The organism is Halomonas sp. MCCC 1A11062 (assembly GCF_021404355.1).
In the GTDB taxonomy this organism is placed as follows: domain Bacteria; phylum Pseudomonadota; class Gammaproteobacteria; order Pseudomonadales; family Halomonadaceae; genus Halomonas; species Halomonas aerodenitrificans.
Map to the genome: position 1 here is coordinate 38,554 of NZ_JABFTW010000013.1, position 20,454 is coordinate 59,007.

Below are 20,454 nucleotides of genomic sequence, written 5' to 3' on the forward strand. Positions count from 1 at the left end.
ACCCTGAGAGAGTGTGAAGAGTTGGCTGAAAGGGTAAGCTATGGAGGCAATCCTGAGCATAAGGCGAACCCCGGTGATTTTGGCTTGACGCCACCTGTCGCGCCTAGGTGCGACAAGACACTCTGCGATACAGCAGGTATTTTTGAGCGCTCGGTTGCACTGGCATTATTGCAGGCGGGTGCGAGGAGCGGTCTCGTTAGCCAGCAGGTAAAGAACGGCTATCCTCAAAATATCTGGTCTGTCTCTCAGGGTGGTGTGCCGATGGAGGCTCAATTGGAAAATTCCGAGCAAGGTGTCTATCATGGCTACCCCATGCCGGAAGGTGATCCTATGCGGCATGTAATTTTGGGTGCCTGGCGTGAACGAGGTCATTATGTCTGACCGCATGGATTTCCGACTGGAGTGGTGCCATAACGACGCCTCGGACAGGCAGGCTGGAAAGGCCCTGTGGGCCTTGGCAATCAATGATCAACTGGCAACCGAGCTGGAAGACTTGTCGACCGAAGCAGTCCGTACCCGAGTCGTAGCGCCAATGGAACTGCTTGGCGAATGGTTGGCCCATAACTGGTGGCGGTTGCGTTGGGAGCCGGAGCAGCTTCACTCCAATCATGACTGGAGAATGAGCCACTCTTTGCCTGCGATTGGTGGGGGTATGGCATGGCCAAACTTAAGCTTTTCTAGTGACGGTGATTATATCCAGTGTCGTTGCGTGCCTACCGAGAGGTCAAACGATAGTGGAATGCCTGTCAGGTATTTGTCGCGTTTTGAAGAAACAATAACGGCGGGTGAGTTCGAGCGCTCTATTGATTGCTTTATGGAGCGTTTGAGCAAGCGACTCAGGTCTTCCAAATATCGGCAAGATGTCGTGGCGCTTTGGCAAGAGGTTAACGCTGAGAGACGTGACCCTGTCGCTTTTATTTGGCGTAGGCTTGAGGCGTTGCTCGGTTATGATGTCGATGCAGGCCCAGAGATCCTATTGAGTTCATTGATAGAGCGTTTCGATAGCTTGGGGAAAGAGGCCGTCAACGAAGTGGCTGCGGTAGGGCGAAGTAATACGTTAGCTGTGCTTGAAACCCTCGAAGCCATGGCGGCAAGTGGTGCGCATGGAGAGCGTCCACCCGATGAGCGTAAAATACGAGATTGTATATCGAACATTCCTCGCAACCAGCCTATTTGGCGACGCGCTGCCATGGCTGCTGACATGGCGAGACGGCAGTGGGGGTTGGGAAGCGGCCCAATTTCAGACAGCCAACTGCTTGAGCTTTTCGCTTTGCCTAAGCAAGTTCTTGAAGACTCCTCGATAGAAGGTGTCGAACAACCTGTCGCGATGCGCACCGAGCAGGGGTTGAAAATTGTACTCAATAGAAAAAGGGTTACTGGAAAACGGTTTGCCTTGGCAAGAGTGCTGGCAGACGAACTCTATGCCCCGTTAGAAGATAAACTACTCCCTGTTACGGATAGCAAGACGGCCCGTCAGCGCTTTCAGCGTGCTTTCGCGCAAGAGTTTCTTTGCCCCTTCAGCTCTTTAGAAGAGGCATTGGGGGAGCGCCACGTCAATGAAGAATTCATCGAAGATATGGCCGAGCACTATAGGGTTTCACCACAAACAGTCAGTTATCTTCTGCAGAACCGTGGGGTTTGGCATGCTGCTTGACGTAGCTGGTCCAGATACAATACTTCTCGCCTTTCTCGTACAGGGCATGTAGAGAGGAACGCAAGGAAATTCTTTCATGATATACTCGCGCGGGCGCCCGGTTGGGCGCCCGCGGCGTTTGAGGGGCCGCCGTTTTTGTGCCTTTGCTCCTGCTCATGCTTCAGGGTGATCATGAATCGTTTTTTCTCTCCCCCCATGGCCGTTAGGCTCAATCTTGCCGCGCTGTTCCTGATTGTGGCGGTACTGATCGCCACCCCCATACGCAGCCAGATCTTCGCCGCCTTGCTGATGCTTTACGCCATCGGCTACCTCATCACCCATCGGGCCACTCTGCACGTGACGCGTTTCGATTGGGCGGTGGTGGGGCTATTGAGCCTCTATCTGCTCTCTCATCTGCCGGTGTTCGTGCTCAGCGGTTACAGCTCGCGCTACCTCTCGCCTGGGTTCCATATGCTGGCCATGGTGCCGATCTACCTGATGCTGCGACACCTGGTGGAGCCGGTGGCGCTGCCGCGCTTTCGTACCTGGCTGGAGTGGGGTGTGATCGTGGGCAGCTTGGGGGCCTTCCTGCTGGGCATGTATCAGCTGCTGTGGCTGGGGGAGAGGCGTATCGACGGTTTCCTGTTCAGTATCAATTTCGGCTATCTCAGCTGTGCCATGGGCTTTTTGGCATTGGCGCTGGTGCGTGGCTCCGTGCGCAAGGCGTGGCTGATAGCGGCGGGCATTGCGGTGTTGGTGGCCTGTGTGATGACCCTGGCGCGCGGGGGGATTCTGGCCATTCCAGTGCTGATGGTGCTGTTGATGCTGCTGAACGCCGACCGGCTGGGCTGGAAGGTGCCGGTTGCGGCCCTGGTTAGCATGGTGCTGCTCTCGCTGCTGGCCTATGCCACGGTGCCGGCAATAGAGCGGCGAGTTCACTACACCATTGATGAGGTGGTCAATCTGGTACAGGGCGATGTGGGAGCGGCAGTATCCAGCGGTGGGCGGCTGCAGCTGTGGAAAGCGGCTTCCCATGCCTTTGCCGAGCGCCCGTTGATCGGTCTGACCTACGTGGAGCGTGAGGCGCAAATCGTCGAGATGATCGAGCAGGGCGAGCTGACTCGCTGGGTGGGCACGGTAAGCCGGGGCCATGCTCACAGCCAGTATTTCGAGATGGCGGCCACCGGCGGGTTGCTCGGCCTCATCGCGCTGGCGGGGTTTCTGGTGGCGCCGGGGGTGTACCACTTGCGGCTCTATCGGCGAGACCGCAGCAATGGCTACGCCTTGACGGCGCTGGTATTCACCAGTGGTTTCGCGCTTTACTGCTTGACGGAAGTGGCCATCAACCATGAGCTCATGGTGACCTTCTACAGCTACATGCAGGTGCTGCTGCTGGTACTGGCCATCGAACATTCGAGAAAGGGAGCCCTGGCATGCCCGGAGCCTTGACCCACAGAATTCGCGCCTGGCGGGACGATACGCGTCGTGCCATCGTGTCCCGTTTTTTCGACCGGGAAAAACCGGAGGTGGAGCGGCTGGAAGGGCTGCGCCGGGTGCTGTTCGTTCGTTGGGATGCGAAATGGGGCGATTCGGTGGTGTTCTCCTTCGTGCCGCGTGAGCTCCAGCGCCACGGTATCTCGGTAGAGGTGATTGCAACTTCCGAAATGGGGCCGATGTTTCGCGACCAGTTCGGTGTCGATGCCGTACACGAGACGAAGAAGCGCCCCGGCTATGGTGAGATCCGTCGCTTGGCCAGGCGGATCGGCCCGGTCGATCTGGTGGTGTTCTTCAGCCATCTGGCCAATCATCGGGCGGTGTATCTGCTCAGCCAGCTGCAGGCGACGCACATTGCCGGGCTGGACGACAGCGTAGGCCTGGTGGATCTCAAGCTGGGGGCGGCCACTCGGGGCAAGCATTTTGCCGAGAAGTACCTTTCCCTGCTCGAGCGCTGCGGGGTGCAGGGTGCGGATACCCGCTATATCGTGCCGCGCGAGGAGCAAAGCGAGAAGAGTGTGTCGGCCTTTCTTCAGGGGCGTCGCCCATTCGTTTGCTTGAATGCCTACAGCAAGGGCAGTGCGCGCAGCTTGAACCTGGAAACCGCAAAGCGCTTGATCGAGCTGTTGCTGAACCAGCTCTCCGAGCACGACGTGTGCGTGCTTTCGGCGCCGGGCAAGCAGCAGGAAGTCGAGGGGCTGTGCCGGCAGATGGCGGACGAACGGGTTTTCTGTTTGCCCGAAACGCAGACCATCTACGACAACATCGAACTGATTGCCCGAGCCGATGCGCTGGTTTCCGGTATTACCGCCACGGTGCACATGGCCGATGGCTTGGGTGTGCCTTCCTTCGTGCTGTTCCCCTTCGACCCGGCGGATCGTGATGACTGGCACAGCCGGCATCCGCTTTCGGTGAATTTTCTGGCCGAGCCCAGTGAGCCGCTGGACGTGAATCGGTTGGATTGGGCGCGTCTGGAAACGGAATTCTGTGCCTTCTCCGCAGCGCTGCAACCCCCGCATGGAGGCCAGGCAGCGGCGACTTCCGCCTGACTTGTCATGACACCTCGCATGACCATGGCCGTCGGCCAATGGCGGGCAGCCATTGATCGACAGGCATTCATGCTTGCTTGGGTGGAGAGTTCCGAAGGGTTTGGTTCAGCTTATCCAGCGCGTTCATGCACTGCGAAAGCGGAAGTTCGGCCAGCGGCCCTTTTATCAGCGTTACCACGTTGGCGCTTGCGCGCGGTCGCCATACCGGTTCCAACCTGTGGTAGAGCCCCAGGGTAGGGATGTCGTAGGCGCTGGCAATATGAATGGCGGCCGTATTGGGTGAAATCAGTAGCCGGGCGTGCTTGATCATCACGGCCGTGCGCAGAATGCTGGGCTCGCCGGGGTAGGCGTGCACGTAGGGAAATTCCTCGGCCAGTGCCTCGGCCTTTGCGCGCCCGGCGGGGTCGAAAGGGATCACGATGGCCAGCCCCTGGGCGCGGTGTATTTCCGGAATCATTTCCCTCGCCTTGGCCAGCGATATTTGCCTTTCGCGCACGCTGCCATCCAGGTTGAACACCAGGTAGGGGCCCGAGTTATCGAGCAAGTCATCGAGCCAGGGCTTCACTTCATTTTCCACGGCGGCGGGTACGGGGAGCTCGAAGCGGCCGGGTACCTCGGCAATGCCGGCATCGCGCATCAGCCATGCCCAATTCTGTGGCGGTGAGGCTTCCTGATAATGTGCTGCGTGCTGGTTGCACAGTGGGGCATACAGCTTCATGCGCGAGCCGCTGAGCTGCAGGTTCATGCGTGCCCGCAGTGTGCCGACGAAGTAGATGGAAGGCGAGGAGATCAGCGTGGTGGCTTCTACGCACAGGTCTATCTGGCCTCTTGAGCGGCGAATTTCCCTGGCGATGCCGCGTACGGCGCGGTAGTCGCGGTCGTGCGAAACCTCGAATACCTCGACGCCTTCCGGCTTGAGCGCCTCGTAAACCGGGGCGCTACGGTGTGAGGCAACGATACCCAGCCACTCGACGCCGCGTGCCTGCAGGGCACGTATTACCGGATAGATGCCCATGCCGTCGCCGATGGATTTGGGCATGAAGATAACGGCCGAGCGGATGGCGCCCGGATCGAAAGGCTCGGGCTGGTAGTCGTACCATGCTTCCAGCAGGTACCGGCCCACGCGTCTGCGGTTCATTGATTTCGTCCTGGATATCGAAACCGCTGCGGCTTTTACGCAGCTTGGCCCCCCCATGCTGCGCAGAAGAGTAAAGCATGCTAAAGGTGTGTTCTCAATACGCCGGGAGTATGGTTGGCGGGTTAACCACGCATGAGAAACCGGCCGGTGACGATATGAGGCATCGTCACGGGTCGGTCACGCACGGCATTCTGTTACCAGTGGTAGCCTACCGTAAGGCGAGCCCCATGCTCGGTTTCGCGGTTCGAGAACGAACCTTCGTAGCTACCGCTGAACGCTAAACTGCTGTTGCCGTTCAGTTCCCGTTCCCAGCGCAGGCCGCTGTTGATATCGGCAGAGTGCACCGTGCGGTTGTCGGGCGAAATGACGAAGCTGTCGCCGGTGGTATCGGCGCTGAGCGTGGCGTGGGTGCTGCCGCCGGAATGTGCGCGCATGCCCCAGGCCAGGCCGCCGGTCCATAGGATGGAGGTCTGCTCGGTTTGGCGCAGTAGCTGTCCGGCATCCAGGCCCAGGCTGGTGCGCCACACTTGCTGGCGCTGTGAACCGTAGGTCATGGTGAGCGCCGAATCGCCGCTTTCCTCGTAAGCGCTCTGGTGCAGCCAGCTGTGCATCAGCCTGGCGTGGGGCACCAATTCCAGCCCGTCTCCGCGCTCGATCACGTAGCTGGCGCCCAGCCCCAGGGTCACTTCTTCGCCGCGGTTGCTGCCTTCCACTACCTCGGTTGTCAGGCCGGCCACTTCGCGACGATGTTCGTTGTCGCTGAAGCCGGCAAGCAGGGTGGCGTCGAGGATGACGTTGCCCTGCCTACGCGCGGTGTACACGCCGGTGGTAACGCTGTCGATCTCGGTGCGGGCATTTGCGGCGTCGTCGCCCTGTACCCGACCCTGGCCGACGCCGATGAACAGCCCGCCCAGCCAGTGTTCGTCGAAGCGCCGGTCCATGCCGAACAGGGCGCCGTGGGTGCGGTAATCGTAGTGGTCACCGCTACCACGGCTGACGAAGCCTTCGGCCCAATTGCTGCTGTGGCCAACCCGGGAACTCCCCTGGTGCGAAAGCTGGGAGGCCAGGCCAAGCAAGCCTTCCAGCGAGTCATGGTCGCCGTACTGCAAGATGCTGCTTCGTGGGTCGTTGCCGGGCATCATGCCCAGTACGGTACCGCCTTCCAGCTGACGGCCGGCGGTATGCCCGGCGAAGGTGAAGGGCGCCACCAGGCCGCGGCTCATCTGGCCGCCCAGGCCGGTGCTGCTGAAGCGTTTGCCCACGGTATTCAACATGCTGCGGCCGGCATTCAGAGTGGCGTCGCGCATGCCGTCGCGGGCAACGTTGGAGCTCATGCTCTCGACGAACCGAGCGCGCTGCGATTCGTCCAGGGTGGCAAGGCTCTGCAGTGCCAGGACGAGCGGGCTGTTGGGGTCTTGCAGGCCGAGTTCGTTGACGACCCGATCCAGGTAGGCGCCGCCGGGCTGGCTGCGCTGGCCCTCTACCGGGGCTTCGAAGATTCCGTCGCGACCTACCAGCATGACGAAATCGGGCCCATGCACGAAGAAGGATTGCGGAAAGCCGATCTCCATGTCGGGGTTGTAGGTACTGATCACCACGGTGTATCGCGTATTGCCCTCTAGCGTCAGTTTCAGGGCGGGCAGCGCTGGGGGCGTTGCTGAGAATCCGAAGAGCAGGAGACCAGCGTGATGCCGGCTGCTGTCAGGTCGCTGGAAAGGTCGGAGCCGTCGAGCTGGTGTATCCAGTCGTCGTTGCCCGTTATCCAGCCGTTACCCGGCTGGTTGGCATCGAAAGCGCCTTCGAAGATCAGCAAGACGGTATCGACCGGGGCGGCCGTTTGGCCAAGCAGGTAATCGCCGGCGGTGTTGACGATGAATTGCTGACCCACGTAGCGAAAGGTGTTGGGGCCCGTGGCGAGCGGGACGTCGCGCAAGTTGGCGGTGCTCATTCTCTCCCAGTCGATCGACATGGTACCGACGTTGGGGTGGCCATCCGTGAGGGTGAACTCGGTGAGGCTGCCGGCCTGGGCCGTGGCGGCCAGGGGCGCGGTGGCCAAAGCGGTAGCGGAGGCAAGCAGGGTTTGGCAAAACAGGGGAGTCTTGTTTTTTTGTCGTCATCGATCTCGGCCATGGTGCAGTGAAAGCAGGCAAACGGTTGCCGCTCTCCAAGGTATCGGCAGCCGGGCGAGGTGACTTTAATGTTGATTGGCCTTGTGTGTCGCCGGCCGCCGGTTGGTTCTCTCCCTTGGCGAGGGCATGGTAGAGTAAGCCGCTTTCCCGGAACCGTACGGCCTGGGGCGTGTCGTAGCTGGGGTTTTCTCGAAAGGGGATGAGCTTGAAAAACATCGGTGTACTGGCCTTCGCCAGAGTCGTGAAGCTGTTGGCCAACGTGACGAAGCTGGCGGCCTATCCCTTCCACTACCTCTTCCCCAACAAGCGGTTCACCATTCCCGAGCGCGCCGCGCCGTGGTGGCAGTCGAGCAAGCCGGCCAAGGTGCCGCGCATCATCTGGCAGACCAACTTCACCGATCAGGCCACGCTGCCGGTCTACCTGAACTACCTGTTCAACCGCCTGATGGCGCCGAGCTTCGAGTATCGCTTCATGATCACCGAGGCGCGGGCCAGGTTCATCGAGGAGAACTATCCGGGCGAGATCCATGAGGCCTTCTCGCGGTTGCAGGTAGGGGCGGCCCAGGCCGATTTCTGGCGAGTACTGGTACTGCAGAAGCACGGCGGGGTGTATCTGGATATCGACGCCCACGCGGTGTGGCCGCTGGCGCGGATCGTCAAGCCGGAGATGGATGAGCTGTTCGTCACCACCAAGCGTGGCGACATCAGCAACTACTTCATTGCCAGCAAGCCCAACAACCCGCACCTGCAAAAGGTGATCGACGCCATCTACGCCAACATCGAGAGCGACGAGGACAAGGGCATCTTTCACCTCACCGGCCCCACGGTTTACAACGAGGTGCTGCCCCGTGACGAGGTACGCACGGCTTCCTACCGCTACACCTGCAACCAGGGCAACTTCACCAACGAGTACTTTCAGTACATCGACAAGCCCCAGGGCAAGTGGACCAGGGAGCAGTACCAGGTCGACGTGGTGCGCAAGCGGTAGTGGGGCTTCGTCAAGCCGGCTCGATATCGAAGGCGACGATCTGCCGTCGCTCTCGGGAGAACTCGACACCGATCAGGCGGATGGCCAATAGCGCAATGGTGCTTTCGGTGGTATCTCATGCTGCCAGCATATGCCCGTGGCCATAGACCCTTTTGAGTTCGAGAATCAGCCCTGGCACCGGCCATGGGGAAACGGTTCAGCTGGCTCGAACATGGGCGGCATGCAATTGAAGCTGCTCCTTGATTTGGGCATTGCCTCGGCCACGTGCGCTTCATCTGAAGCGCTTGCGGATCTTCTCCATCCAGGCCAGCATGCCGGGCGTGGCGGCAAATACCTCGCGCATGGCTTCACGGTAGTACCAGGCTTGGTCGGCGCCGCCTATGGTCATGCCGGTGGGGTCCAGCTTGGGCGGCTTGCGCTTGCTGGAAATCAGGTAGGTGAGCACCTTGGGCAGTGCCCGGTGGGCGACCTGCAGCGCTTTTTCGGCCTCATACAAGCGGTTGAGTTGTACCAGGGCGAGGACGCGGCCGTAGTGGGTATCGGCAAGGTGGTCACCAGCATGGTAGCGCTCGGCAATGGCCAGGGCCTCGGCGGCTCGGTGTTGACGCAGCAGCTCGTTGATCAGAAGTGCCCTGACGCCGAAATTGTCCTGCGGGCATAGCGCCAGCACGCGGGTGAGCAGTGCAATGGCGGCGTCTGTATCCGGTTCGGCTCCTTCGAGCTTGACCAAGGCCTGGTTAACCATCATCCGCAGTAACGGGCGATGCTCGATCCAGCCCCAGCTCAACGTTGCCCCTTGAGACAGTGCTGCGAGAATGTGCTCGATCAAACGCTCTCTTTGCTGGCCCAGCGCATCATTGAAGGCCTGCTGTACACGGTTCATCGGGCTGCCGGCGTAGTCGCCGAGCTGTTCGATGAAGGCGGCGCTCTGCAGCAGCGCGGGATGCTGGCGGATCAGCGCGATGTCGAGCGGGTCGATGCCTTCCGGGGTGCTGTAGAGCACACCTTCTGCCTTTTCCACCTGTGGCGGCAGTATCAGCACTTGGCTGTCGGCGCCGATGTCGGGCTCCGGTGGGCCGGGCTCGAAACGCACAGGGTAGAGCGGCTGGTTGATGGCGCGAATGAGCTGCTGCGTGACCGCTTGCAGTTTTTCGTCCGGCGCGCCGAAGAGCAATCGTGTGTCCTTATCGTCGCCGGGCGCCGGTTCGTCGGCTGCTGGCTCGGTCAGGAGAGGATCATCGTAGTCAGGCGGTTCCATGGTAGCCAGACGCGCCTGCGCTTCGAAGAATGCGATAGCCTCATCGTTGCCGAGCTCCCGGGCGAGGGGTAGCCACTCCTGAGCGGCGCGTTGGGCCTCGGCGTCTGCCCCCAGGGCACGCAGAGAGAGAATCTTGTGCAGCGCGACACCGAGGCTTCCCGGATCGAGCGCTTCCGCCTGCAGGACATGGAGCATGGCTTGATCTGGGTTGCCATCTTTCACCGCCTCGGCGCTGAGCCAGCATAGCGCCTCTGAGGCAGCAGGCGGCTCGAGCGAGGGCAGGAGTTGGTGGAAAGCCTTCTGACCCGCGATATGGTGGCCAAGTTGCTCGTAGGTTTCACTCAACAGGCCAACGGCATGCTGCTGTAGGTCGGATTCCAGCCCGCCCTTGCGCAGCAGGGCCAGTAGCTGGTTGCGGGCCTTGCCGGGATGGTTGTCGTCGAGCTCCCTTTGCGCCACCGCCAAACGCACTTTCGGCGGAGCCGATCGCGCGGCGGCCTGGCACTGCTGTTGGGTGAACATAGATACCGCCATGTGAATGACCGGCATCTCCTCGGTCAGGCTCATGGTGTGAGCCGACGCCAGCTGCTGGCAGCAGCGCTTGTACTTCTTGCCCGAGCCGCAGGGGCAGGGGGCGTTGCGCTGTGGCTCGGCGATAGGCTGTGGGCGGAAGCCGTGGGCAGGCTGCGGGGTGACGTTCCAGATCGAGCGCCCGATATCCCAGAATGGCATGGCGGCATCGAACCAGTCGGTCACTTTCGTGATGCTGGCGATCTCGGGCACTGCCTGGAGGAAGCGCTCGGCGTTCTGGTGCCGCAGGATGTACCATACCGAGGCTTGCACGAAATGGTTGACGGCCTCTTCCAACTCTTGGTGGATAGCTGGTAGTTCGTCGTATTGCATGTCTCTCACTTTTTCCTCTTTCTCAAGCCGCCGCGACATCGAAGGCGACGATCTGGCGCCGCTCGCGGGAGAATTCGACGCCGATCAGGTGGATGGGCTTGCCCTGGCCGCGGTATTTGTCGGCGTAGCCCTTCTGCTGGAGCTGCTGCAGCGCCTTCCCTTGAGGCAATTGCTCGACCACCTTGAATTCGAACAGGTAGAGGTGGCCGTCGAAATCGACGGTCATGTCCACCTTGCCGGTGTGGCTGGCGTCCTCCACCGTCACGCTCACACCCAGCGCGGCGAAGTGGCTGTAAAAGACGCTTGCATAGTGTCCTTCGTACTTGGCGATTGGATTGTTGCGGTACCAGTCGTGGGGCAGGCCGGCGTAGAGGGCCTTGAGGTGGGTTTCCAGTGCTGCCAGATCGTGAGCTTTGAGCACGTCCAGCAACCCCAGTTGGGTCTCCTGCATGGTTGAGTCCGAAATGCCAAGCGCTGGCAGCAGCAGCTCGTTGAGGCTGGCCTCGACCTCTTGATTGGGGAAGCCCAGCGTGTAGAGATGGTAGCCCAGTATCGGCTCTTCCCATTTCTTGATGGTGAGATAGCCGGTCTGGAACAACAGCCCTTCGGTGGTCATGTCGTCGACATCGAAGCGGCCCAGTAGCTGTGCCTTGGCCTGCACTCGGTCGAGACGGGGCGTGAAGACGCCACGCTCCTTGAGAACTTCGATCAAAAAGGAGGGTGTCGCGGTCTCGAACCAGTAGGGGCGGAACTCACGCTTCTGCAACAGCAGCAGCACGTCGAACGGGTTGTAAACGGAGGGCACGGCTTCTCCACCCCAGCGATAGCCGTTGTACCAGTGGCGAATCTGCTGGCGGTCCAGGCCGGGCAGCTCTGGCGCGAAGACCGTATCGATGTCCTCATCGGTATAGCCGCAGATGGTAGCGTGAGCGGTGTCCAGTGTGATGTCGTTGAGGTTGTTGAGCCCCGAAAATAGGCTGACCTTGCTGAACTTGGAGACCCCGGTGAGCAGGCAGAATTGCAGGTGACGGTCGGCGTCCTTGAGCACGCTGTAGAGGTTGCGCAGACCGTCGCGTAGTTCGCGGGCGCGCTCCGGCTCGGTGATGTTATCGAGGATCGGCTTGTCGTACTCGTCGATCAGCACAACGACGCGTTGGCCGTGATGCTGGTTAGCCTGGCGAATCAGCTCGGAAAACTCTCCCGGGATATCTGTATCGCGAGAGAGGGTGAGCCCCAGGCGTTCGCGGTTGATGTGCAGCTGGTCGCGTATCCGCCGGTCCAGCGCTGCGCGATCCTGCAGGTTGCCGTCGGCGAAACTCAGGTGGATGACCGGGTGATGCTTCTGCCAGTCCCACTTGTCGTGAATGTAGAGCCCTTGGAATAGTGGCTCCCGGCCTTCGAACAGGCAGCGTAAGGTATCCACCAGCAGGCTCTTGCCGAAGCGGCGCGGGCGCGAGAGGAAGAAGTACTTGCCCTGCTCGATCAGGCGGTGGATGTGTGGGGTCTTGTCGACGTAGTAGTAGCCGCCTTCGATGATGTCGGAAAAGGTCTGGATGCCGATGGGCAGCTTGCGACGAGACGGGGCGGACACGGCGACGCTCCTGCGCTGGAAACATGATGAATTGAGCATACCACGCCGGTGACTCTGAGGCTGTGTGGGAACAGGGCACATGGCGCTTGCGCTATGTCAGGGCGCGCTCGAGCATGCCGGGCCGGCGGGGTGGCTGGCCACATTGTCAGCTCAGCATGGTCATTACAGGTCGTATTCATCGAGTCGACTGCTGGCCTGCTGCCTGAGGAGATGCGGAAAGGCGCGTTCTACTGCCTGCGTTGCCGAGAACTCGCGTAGCTCGTCGCGTAGTAGCGTGGCGACGAGGCGTGCCTGGGCCTCATCGCGATGGCGCTTGAGGGGCTCTCGGTCGGGCTGCTGACTGACATACCACTTGTGAAGCACGAAAGCTCGCGGGTCCACGGTCGAGAGCCTTAACGGCATGCCTTTCTCGTCGAAGACGACGGCCTCGAAGCGTGGTGAAGCGATGGCCCACTTTAGCGAGTCGATCCCTACCGGTTTCAAGACTTCCGCTTCCAGATAGCGCTCGAAGTCGCTCATCTTCATCGGATCAGCGGCTTGAGTGATGAAGTCGATCATGTAGCCTTTGGCGTTGGCAGCACGAAACTCGTAGGGCGCTTGGGTGAGCGGCTGGAAAGATCGGTCGCTGGCCCGTATCACCGATAGCAGCGTTTCCCCGGCGAGGGCGGTGATGATTCTCAAGCCTTGCCGGGCATCCATGAGCACATCGATATCGGCGGTTGCCAGGTGCTCGGGCTCGATCAGCACCCCGGCGCGGGCTTCATAGGCATACAGGGCGTTGGTGCCGATTACCCTGAAAGGGATTTCCTTGCGTTGAAGCGCCCTTATCGCCCTGGCGCCGGCCAGGGGGAAGCGGTTCAACCGGTTGGCCCGTACATAGGCCGCATGCAGCTGAAGCTGCTCCTTGAGCGACTGTTCTCGGGCATGGTAATTCGTTTTTTGCGCCTCGAACGCTTGCTGAATGGCTTCTGTTTCGGGGGAGCGCGGGCCGAGAGAGTGGTTCTTGCCGCCTGTGTACGCGCGGTAAAGATACTCTCGTCCATTGATGTGTTTCCAGTGCATCGAGCCCTTTACCTTGCGCGCTTGAGCACGATGCTGCTCCAGTGCCTCGAAGAGCTGAATGGCGTTTACGGCTACACGGGATGCCTCGGATTGAAGGCGTTGGTAGGACATCGAGAGCCCCCTGGATGGGCTTTAACTAATTTTAATCAGTTTATGATCAATGATTAGTTAAAGTCTAGGGGACACGGTTGATGCCGCTTGGCGCTACGTTAGGGCATGTTCGAGCATGCCGGGCTGGCGCGGGAGCAGGCCCACCTTCAGGCCCAGCGGCCGATATACGCGGTTCATGGTGTCCAGCGTGATGTTGGCGCGGTTGCGTTCCAGGTCGGAGAGGGTGCGCCGGCTGATGCCCACCAGCTTGGCGTAGGCTTCCTGGGAGAGGCCCAGCACGTCCCGCCGCAGGATACGCAGGGCATCGCCCTCGTTGATCTCTTCGGCAAGCAGCTGGCGCACGACCGCCACCAGCTTCGCTTCGCGCTCGTCAGGGCTCAGTTGGCGCCTCTTCATGGCGTGCTCCCGTTCATCGACCTTCCCTTGATAAAAGCCCCCAGCGCTCCAGGCGCCGTTCCAGCGTGCCCAGGCCTACGGCCGGTAGGGTGAGAATGCGCTCGGGCACGCCGCGCCCCGCGAGCCGTTGTTGCAACCCACAGAGTCTGGCGGCCAACTCTCGAAGTTCTTGCATGAGCTGAGAGGCGGGCACCAGGTCGTCGAGCGCATTGGCGATGGCGGGCCAGTCGAATTCGCCTCCTTCTTCAAAAGGCGAGCCCCAGCGCGTAGTGCGGGTCACTCCTTCGGGGTCGGCTTTCATGGGAGCAAAGTCGTAAACGGGGCTGTGCCAGATGCCTTCCGGGCGCTTGAGCAGGGCGGCATTGCGTCCGTGATTGTCGGAATTGCCGAAGGCCACGTTGAGCAGGTCGCGCTTGACCCATTCGCTGACGAAGGCGGCAGTATCGAAGCCCCCTTTTCCATGCGTGACGCGGTATTGCCGTTCGAGCCGCTCGACCAGGCCGCGAATCACCTGAAAGTGGTTGAGGTAAGAGCCAGGTGCGGCACCGAAGATGGCATAGATGGACTCCAGCCCATAACGAATCTGGCCCTCTTCGCGCATGGCGATATCGAAGCGTGGTAGCCACAGCGAGGGGTAGCGTTCGCCCTCGATCAATTCCATGGCGTCGGTATCGATGGTGTCGATGCCCAGAGCCGCCAGTTCCCTGTAGTAGTGATATTCGGCGCGCACAATGTCGCAGTCGTCCTGGCTGCGCTGGCCGCGAGGAAATTTCACCAGGTAGGCGCGGTCGCGGTTGTGCGGGTCGTCCTGCCAGGTGTCGATCCAGACATTGTCGTCAGCGGTGCGGCGCAAGAGCAGCTTGGGCGCCTCGCCACCTGCACCGGTGGCGCCGCCGCTGGCCGCGCCCATCTGCTGGGCATATTCCAGAAAGTCGGCGTGGCGTTCCACCACGTCTTGCAGGGTGAAGCGGCGCTCTTCCAGGCGCGAGCCGGCGATACGTTGGGGAACGGCTTCCTTGATCCTCAGGTTGCCCACCGGGGCGATGGTGCCATGGCGAAGCAGGGCGCTGTCTTGCTCACCGGTAGCGGCGCTTTGCAGTCCCAGGTGGGTCACCCAGTAGCGACGACCGGCGCCGGCGGGCATGATGTCCTCGAGAAAGCCGAACCAACGCTCTGCGTGGTGCTTCATCATGAGTTCCACCGGCAGCGTAAGGCTGCAGGCATGCTCGTCGTCGTGGAACAGCCAGGTAAGAGCATGCTCCTGCAGGTAGGTCAACGCCGCAGCGCCATCAACGCCCCGCTCGGGGTGGGGTATCTCCAGTAGCGCTGCATCGTGCCAACGCTGGTCATGGTAGATCTGGATCGTCAGCTGCATGGTTGAGCCATATGAGCAACATGATGCTCAATTGTAGCCTTTATTTTTATTTTTGAGTATTTAAATGCTCAATTTTGAGCCAGGACGTAAGATTTGAGCAACTTGCTGCACATTTTGCATGCGCGAGGAAATTATCCCGATTGGGAAAATTCTCACTGGTTGGGAGGCGAGGAGCTGAGTTTTTTCCCGTTAGGGAAAAAATGCGCTAAGTGAAGGGCGCATGCTGTGCCACCGGCCGGCACGCGAGGCGTGCCGGCCGGGATGGAGCGGGGCTTCAGGGTGCCGGCGGTTCGCCCAGGATGTCGAGCCCGGTGCCCAGCTTGGCCTCGATGGCCTGGCCGATGGCCAGCAGGCGGGCCTCTTGCCAGGGGCCGGCCAGTACTTGCAGCCCGACCGGCATGCCGGCGGCATCGCGACCGACCGGCAGGGTCAGCCCGCACAGCCCCATGAAGTTGGCCATCACGGTGTTGCGCAACGCCTTCATGTTGGCCTTGGGGTAGGCGCCTTCCGGCGCTAGGCTTTCCAGCGTGGGCGGTGTGATGGCCACGGTGGGGGTGAGTACGGCATCCACCTGGCCCATGCGCTCGGCGGCGGCAGCGCAGAGCTTGTCGAGCAGGCTGCGGCGCCGCACGTACTCCCAGGCAGGCATGTCGTCGGCGGCGCGTACGCGGGCTGCTACGTTGGGGTCGAGCGCGTCTTCCATTTCGGGCAGTTCGGCCTTGAGGAAGGCGGCCAGCTCGGCGGCGGCCAGGCCGCCTTTCTGGAACAGCTCGTAGGCTTCGTCGGTGTTGGGCAGTTCCAGGGTGACCACCCGCGCACCGGCGGCTTCGAGCTGGCGAATGGCCTGTTGCACGGCTTCGGCAATGCCGGGGCTGCAGTCGTCCCAGAAGAAGGTTTCCGGCACGCCGAAGGTGAGGTCGGCCAGCTCTGGGGTGGCGCTTACCCGTGAAGGCCGCGGGCTCAGGTTCGCATCCAGGGCATCGAAGGCATAGGCCAGGTCGTCGACCCGGCGGGCCAGCAGCCCGGGGGTGTCCAGCGTGGTGGAGAGCGGCACGATCTGCTGCGCCGGCCAGCGGCCTGCGGTGGTCTTGAGGCCGACAACGCCGGTCATGCTGGCAGGGATACGCACCGAGCCGGCGGTGTCGGTACCCAGCGCCAGGCCGGCGGTGCCGCTGATCAGCGAAACCCCAGCGCCGGAGCTGGAGCCGCCTGGGGTGCGGTGTGCTTGGCTGTCCCAGGGGTTGCGCGGTGCGCCCCAGTGGGCGTTGGTGCCCAGTCCGCCGAAGGCGAACTCCACGGTGTGGGTCTTTCCCATCAGGCTGGGCAGTTGCGCCAGCAGTGCCTTGACGATAGGCCCCGGCCGCTCCCAACTTTCCGGCAGGCGACGCGAGGAGCCGGCATAGGTGGGCAGGCCGGGCACGGCGTAGATGTCCTTGATCGACACCGGGATGCCCATCAGCGGGCCGCTGTCGCCGCCTTGGGCGATCAGGGCGTCGGTGGCGCGGGCGAAGGCCAGGGCGGCCTCGCCTTGCCAGGTGAGGTAGGCGTTGTCGTGCTTGCCTCGGCTGGCGTAGGCCGCGCAGGCGGCTTCGGCCAGCTCGCTGGCGCTCAGCGTGCCGTTACGCAGGGCAGCGGCCTGTTGGCGCAGGGGCTGAAGCAGCGGTGAATTCGTGGTCATGCAGTCTCTCCTGGACAAGAGGCCCTGTTCAATCGCGAATCTCGAAGATCGCTTCGACTTCCACCGCGGCGTTGCCGGGCAGGGTTGCCACGCCAATGGCGGTGCGGGCGTGGCGGCTGGCTTCGCCGAACAGGTCGACGAACAGCTCCGAGGCGCCGTTGATGACCAGCGGCACGTCGTGGAAGCCTGGTGCCACGTTGACGAAGCCGTTCATCCGCACGCAGCGCACCACACGCTCGATATTGCCATCCACGGCATCGCTGAGCGAAGCGAGCAAGTTCAGCGCACAGGCCTGGGCGGCAAGCTTGCCGGTTTCGAGATCGAACTCTGCGCCGACCTTGCCGGGGTATAGCACTTCGCCGCCGCGCTCGCAGATCTGGCCGGCTAGGAACAGTTGGTTGCCGAGCCGCGACCAGGGCACGAAATAGCCGCGGGGCTGTGGGATGGCCGGCAGTGTGAGGCCGCGCTCGGCGACGGCTTGGGCGATGGTCGTCATTTTCGTTGTCCTTGTGTCATGGGTTGAGCAGTCTTTCGACGGAGTCGGCGAGGGCGCGTACGGCCGTTTCGGCGTCGCTGCGCTCGATGTGTTCATCCGGGTGGTGGCTGATGCCGGCGCGGCAGGGCGTAAACAGCATGACGGTGGGGCAAACCCGTGCCAGGTGAATGGCATCGTGGAAAGCTCCGGAGACCAGCTGCGGGGCGTTTGGGCTGTACGACTTCGCGGCGCTGTCGGCGAGTTCGACCAGGGCTGGATCGAAGCTCACCGGTGCGACTCGCGACGTGACCCTAAGGCTGACATCGCAGCCGGACCACTGGCGTTGGGCCAGCCGATGAAACGCGGTATCCAGCCTTTCGAGTACGGCCTGGCTGGGGTGGCGCAGGTCGATGGTGAAATCGGCTCGTTGTGGAATGGTATTGGTGGAGCCGGGCGAGACACTGAATTTGCCGATGGTGAAGCGTACTTGTTCGTCCTGCCCGGCGACGGCATCGCGCAGTGCGCCGATCAGTGCATGGGCGCCCATGAGGGCGTCGCGGCGTGCGGCTTCCGGCGTGGTGCCGGCGTGATTGGCCTGGCCGTGCACCTCGATCTCGTACCAGTTCACCCCTTGGATGCCGCTGACGGCGCACACCGGCACGCCCAAACTCTCCAGCACCGGGCCCTGCTCGATATGCAGTTCGAGGAAGGCATGAGGCACGAAGGGCGCGGGACGGAAGGCGGATGCCCCATGCCGCTCGAGTTCTGCGAGGCATGCCGCCAGGGCATCGGCAAAGCGGGTGCCTTGATCGTCACGGGCTTCTAGGATGGTGGCGGCGTCGCGCTGGCCGGCGAACCAGGAGGAGCCGGAGGCTCCGGGCGCAAAACGTGCGCCTTCTTCGTTGGTCCAGGCCACCACTTCGATGGGGCGTGCATGCTCGATGCCTTGTTCTTGCAGCGTGCGTAGCACCGCCAGTCCTGCCACCACACCTAGCGTGCCATCGTAGCTGCCGGCGCTGGGTTGGCTGTCCATATGGCTGCCGATGAGCAGCGCCGCCAGCTCCGGCTGCTGCCCCTCGCGGCGCAGGAAGACGTTGCCCATGGCGTCGTGAAAGGCGTGACAGCCCAGCGCCTGGCCCTGGTCGATCAACCACAAACGAGCGCGGTTGTCGTTTTCGTCGAGCGCCAGGCGGCGCAGCCCCCGCGGGTGCAGCGCGCCGATTTCGGCTTGGGCCTGTAGGTCGGCCCAGAACAGCTCGCCATCGAGACGCTCGCCCAGGGAAGGAGTTTGACTCATGTTCGGGTTTCCTCTTTCTGGTGAGCGTCAGTAGATCAACGAGGGCACCCAGGTGCTGAACCAGGGTACGTAGGTGAGCACGATCAGGGCGATGAACATCATCACGATCAGCGGGATGCAGGCACGGAACACCTCGAGCAGCGACATCCGCGAGATGGCCATGGCCACGAACAGGTTGAGGCCCACGGGTGGGGTGATCATGCCCACCGAGAAGTTGACCAGGGTGATGATGCCGAAGTGCACCGGGTCGACGCCGACCTGGGCCGCAATGGGCTGCAGCAGCGGCGAGAGCACGATGATGGCCGAGGCGCTGTCGAGGAAGAAACCGGCAACGATCATGACCACATTGAACAGTGCCATCACCTGTACCGGATGGTCGGTGAGTGAGAGTACCTGGCTGGCCAACTGGGTCGGGGTGCCGGTGATGGCCAATAGCCAGGAGAAGGCCGAGGCGCCCGCGGTGATCAGCAGCAGCGTGGCCGAGGTCAGCCCGGAGTTGCGCAGGGTGCCGAGTAGCTCGCGCCAGCTGATGGTGCGATATACCACCATGCCGACGAAGAGACCATACATGCAGGCGACGGCGGCGGATTCGGTAGGCGTGAAGATGCCGCTGTAGATACCACCGAGCAGGATGACCGGGAGCCCCAGCCCCCAGGCGGCGGACTTCACCGCGGCAGCGATCTCGCGCAGGGTGGGGAAGGGCGCACGGGCGTAGCCCTTGAACGAGGAATAGACCATGCAGTAGGCGATCAGCAACGAGGCGATCAGGATGGCCGGCAGCAGGCCTGCTGCGAACAGGCGCCCGACCGAGGTGCCGGTTACCGAGCCGTAGATGATCAACGCGATGCTGGGCGGCACGATGGGGCCGAGCGTACCGGCGGTGGCGATCAGGCCGATGGCGAAGCGCTTGTCGTAGCCGGCCGCCACCAGCGCGGGGAACATGATCGAGCCGATGGCTACCACGGTGGCGGGGCTGGAGCCGGAAATGGCGCCGAACAGCAGGCACGAAAGCACCGTGGCGGCAGCCAGGCCGCCCGGTACCCAGCCGACCAGGGCCTTGGCCAGGTCGATCAGTCGACCAGGGCCTTGGCCAGGTCGATCAGTCGACTCGACAGGCCGCCGATACGCATCAGCTCTGCGGCCAGAATGAAGAAGGGGATGGCCATCAGCGAGAAATTGTTCATTCCCGTGAACATGCGCATTGGCACGATCACCGGATTGGTGTTGCCGAAGAAGTCGATAGCGAGGAACACGGCGAAGGCCAGTGAAGCGAAAATGGGCAGCCCCAGCAGCAGCACCGCGAAGAAGATGGGAAGCAGAGCCGTAATCATGAGGAACTCCAGTCGTCAGACGAGCTTGTCTTTTTCGGCGGCGAGCTCTTCGGCGAGGCTGACCGGTGGCTTGGTCCAGGCTTCGTGAATCACCCACAGATAGCGCAGGATCAGCAGAATTCCCGAGATGCCTATAGGCAGGTAGAACCAGGCCATTGGCAGGCGCAGGGCTGCGGTGAGCTGGCCACGCCCCAGGGTATTGAAGTAGAGCTGGAAGCCGTAATAGGTCAGGTAGCCGGCGAAGGCGATGCCGAGCAGGGCGGCGATGATGTGCAGCCAGCGATTGACGGCAGGCGGCACGAAAGCGTTGAGGACGTCGACGGAGATGTGCACCCCATGACGTACGCCCATGCTGGCGCCGACGAAGCTCATGCAGATGATGGAGTAGATGACGACTTCCTCGACCCAGAAGATCGAGCTGTTGAAGCCATACCGATAGACGACTTGAAGCGTGGTGAGCACGGTGGCGATCGACATGAACACGACCATCGCCACGCTCTCCAGAAAGTCCAGAACCTTGTTGAGTGCGTCGAACATGGTTGAGGC

The 20,454-nt window shown here is 61.9% G+C and carries 19 protein-coding genes; 5 read left to right on the forward strand and 14 right to left on the reverse strand.

Annotation, left to right across the window (positions count from 1 at the left end; genetic code table 11):
• Window positions 1-21 precede the first annotated feature (21 nt).
• The 4 genes from HOP58_RS14630 to HOP58_RS14645 all read left to right on the forward strand — a co-directional run bounded on the left by HOP58_RS14630 (window position 22) and on the right by HOP58_RS14645 (window position 4,176).
• Complete coding sequence (locus HOP58_RS14630; RefSeq protein WP_234260730.1) at window positions 22-381, forward strand: hypothetical protein; 360 nt, start codon at window positions 22-24, stop codon at window positions 379-381.
• Window positions 359-1,654 carry a hypothetical protein gene (locus HOP58_RS14635; RefSeq protein ID WP_234260731.1) on the forward strand — a complete coding sequence of 432 codons (1,296 nt, stop codon included), beginning with the start codon at window positions 359-361 and terminating at the stop codon, window positions 1,652-1,654. The genes HOP58_RS14630 and HOP58_RS14635 overlap by 23 nt, the downstream gene beginning before the upstream one ends.
• A 171-nt stretch (window positions 1,655-1,825) precedes the next feature.
• Entirely contained in the window at window positions 1,826-3,082 is a 1,257-nt protein-coding gene (locus HOP58_RS14640; RefSeq protein WP_234260732.1) for an O-antigen ligase family protein, read from the forward strand.
• Entirely contained in the window at window positions 3,067-4,176 is a 1,110-nt protein-coding gene (locus tag HOP58_RS14645) for a hypothetical protein (protein WP_234260733.1), read from the forward strand. Before HOP58_RS14640 ends, HOP58_RS14645 begins: the two co-directional genes overlap by 16 nt.
• A gap of 67 nt (window positions 4,177-4,243) precedes the next feature.
• On the opposite strand, the gene HOP58_RS14650 is transcribed toward HOP58_RS14645, so the two are convergent.
• The 3 genes from HOP58_RS14650 to HOP58_RS14660 all read right to left on the reverse strand — a co-directional run bounded on the left by HOP58_RS14650 (window position 4,244) and on the right by HOP58_RS14660 (window position 7,370).
• Entirely contained in the window at window positions 4,244-5,314 is a 1,071-nt protein-coding gene (locus HOP58_RS14650) for a glycosyltransferase family 9 protein (protein ID WP_234260734.1), read from the reverse strand.
• Between the two features lie 194 nt (window positions 5,315-5,508).
• Window positions 5,509-6,912 carry an autotransporter outer membrane beta-barrel domain-containing protein gene (locus HOP58_RS14655; protein WP_234260735.1) on the reverse strand — a complete coding sequence of 468 codons (1,404 nt, stop codon included), beginning with the start codon at window positions 6,910-6,912 and terminating at the stop codon, window positions 5,509-5,511.
• Window positions 6,913-6,944: 32 nt separating this feature from the next.
• Window positions 6,945-7,370 carry a hypothetical protein gene (locus HOP58_RS14660; RefSeq protein WP_234260736.1) on the reverse strand — a complete coding sequence of 142 codons (426 nt, stop codon included), beginning with the start codon at window positions 7,368-7,370 and terminating at the stop codon, window positions 6,945-6,947.
• Window positions 7,371-7,642: 272 nt separating this feature from the next.
• Between HOP58_RS14660 and HOP58_RS14665 the strand changes: the two genes are divergently transcribed.
• Complete coding sequence (locus HOP58_RS14665; RefSeq protein ID WP_234260737.1) at window positions 7,643-8,431, forward strand: glycosyltransferase; 789 nt, start codon at window positions 7,643-7,645, stop codon at window positions 8,429-8,431.
• 271 nt (window positions 8,432-8,702) lie between these two features.
• Here HOP58_RS14665 and HOP58_RS14670 read toward each other — a convergent pair whose 3' ends face one another.
• The 11 genes from HOP58_RS14670 to HOP58_RS14720 all read right to left on the reverse strand — a co-directional run bounded on the left by HOP58_RS14670 (window position 8,703) and on the right by HOP58_RS14720 (window position 20,445).
• Window positions 8,703-10,592 carry an SEC-C metal-binding domain-containing protein gene (locus tag HOP58_RS14670; protein ID WP_234260738.1) on the reverse strand — a complete coding sequence of 630 codons (1,890 nt, stop codon included), beginning with the start codon at window positions 10,590-10,592 and terminating at the stop codon, window positions 8,703-8,705.
• A 22-nt stretch (window positions 10,593-10,614) separates the two neighbouring features.
• A complete protein-coding gene (locus tag HOP58_RS14675; RefSeq protein ID WP_234260739.1) occupies window positions 10,615-12,183 on the reverse strand; it encodes an ATP-binding protein in 1,569 nt (522 codons plus the stop codon).
• A 162-nt stretch (window positions 12,184-12,345) separates the two neighbouring features.
• Entirely contained in the window at window positions 12,346-13,356 is a 1,011-nt protein-coding gene (locus tag HOP58_RS14680; RefSeq protein ID WP_234260740.1) for a GSU2403 family nucleotidyltransferase fold protein, read from the reverse strand.
• Between the two features lie 93 nt (window positions 13,357-13,449).
• The gene (locus HOP58_RS14685; protein ID WP_191224712.1) at window positions 13,450-13,752 is read right to left on the reverse strand and encodes a helix-turn-helix transcriptional regulator; all 303 of its coding nucleotides are present in this window, start codon (window positions 13,750-13,752) and stop codon (window positions 13,450-13,452) included.
• 13 nt (window positions 13,753-13,765) lie between these two features.
• Window positions 13,766-15,127, reverse strand: a complete 1,362-nt coding sequence (locus HOP58_RS14690) for a HipA domain-containing protein (RefSeq protein WP_234260741.1) — start codon at window positions 15,125-15,127, stop codon at window positions 13,766-13,768.
• A 274-nt stretch (window positions 15,128-15,401) separates the two neighbouring features.
• Complete coding sequence (locus HOP58_RS14695) at window positions 15,402-16,805, reverse strand: amidase (RefSeq protein ID WP_234260742.1); 1,404 nt, start codon at window positions 16,803-16,805, stop codon at window positions 15,402-15,404.
• Between the two features lie 28 nt (window positions 16,806-16,833).
• Window positions 16,834-17,301, reverse strand: coding sequence for a RidA family protein (locus HOP58_RS14700; RefSeq protein ID WP_234254101.1), 468 nt, complete (start codon window positions 17,299-17,301; stop codon window positions 16,834-16,836).
• A 16-nt stretch (window positions 17,302-17,317) separates the two neighbouring features.
• Window positions 17,318-18,577 (reverse strand): M20 family metallo-hydrolase, encoded by a 1,260-nt coding sequence (locus HOP58_RS14705; protein WP_234260743.1) that lies wholly within the window; start codon window positions 18,575-18,577, stop codon window positions 17,318-17,320.
• A gap of 27 nt (window positions 18,578-18,604) precedes the next feature.
• Window positions 18,605-19,651, reverse strand: coding sequence for a TRAP transporter large permease (locus tag HOP58_RS14710; RefSeq protein ID WP_234260768.1), 1,047 nt, complete (start codon window positions 19,649-19,651; stop codon window positions 18,605-18,607).
• A complete protein-coding gene (locus tag HOP58_RS14715) occupies window positions 19,648-19,908 on the reverse strand; it encodes a TRAP transporter large permease subunit (protein WP_234260769.1) in 261 nt (86 codons plus the stop codon). Before HOP58_RS14715 ends, HOP58_RS14710 begins: the two co-directional genes overlap by 4 nt.
• Window positions 19,909-19,923: 15 nt before the next feature.
• Window positions 19,924-20,445, reverse strand: a complete 522-nt coding sequence (locus HOP58_RS14720; RefSeq protein ID WP_234260744.1) for a TRAP transporter small permease — start codon at window positions 20,443-20,445, stop codon at window positions 19,924-19,926.
• Window positions 20,446-20,454: the final 9 nt, after the last annotated feature.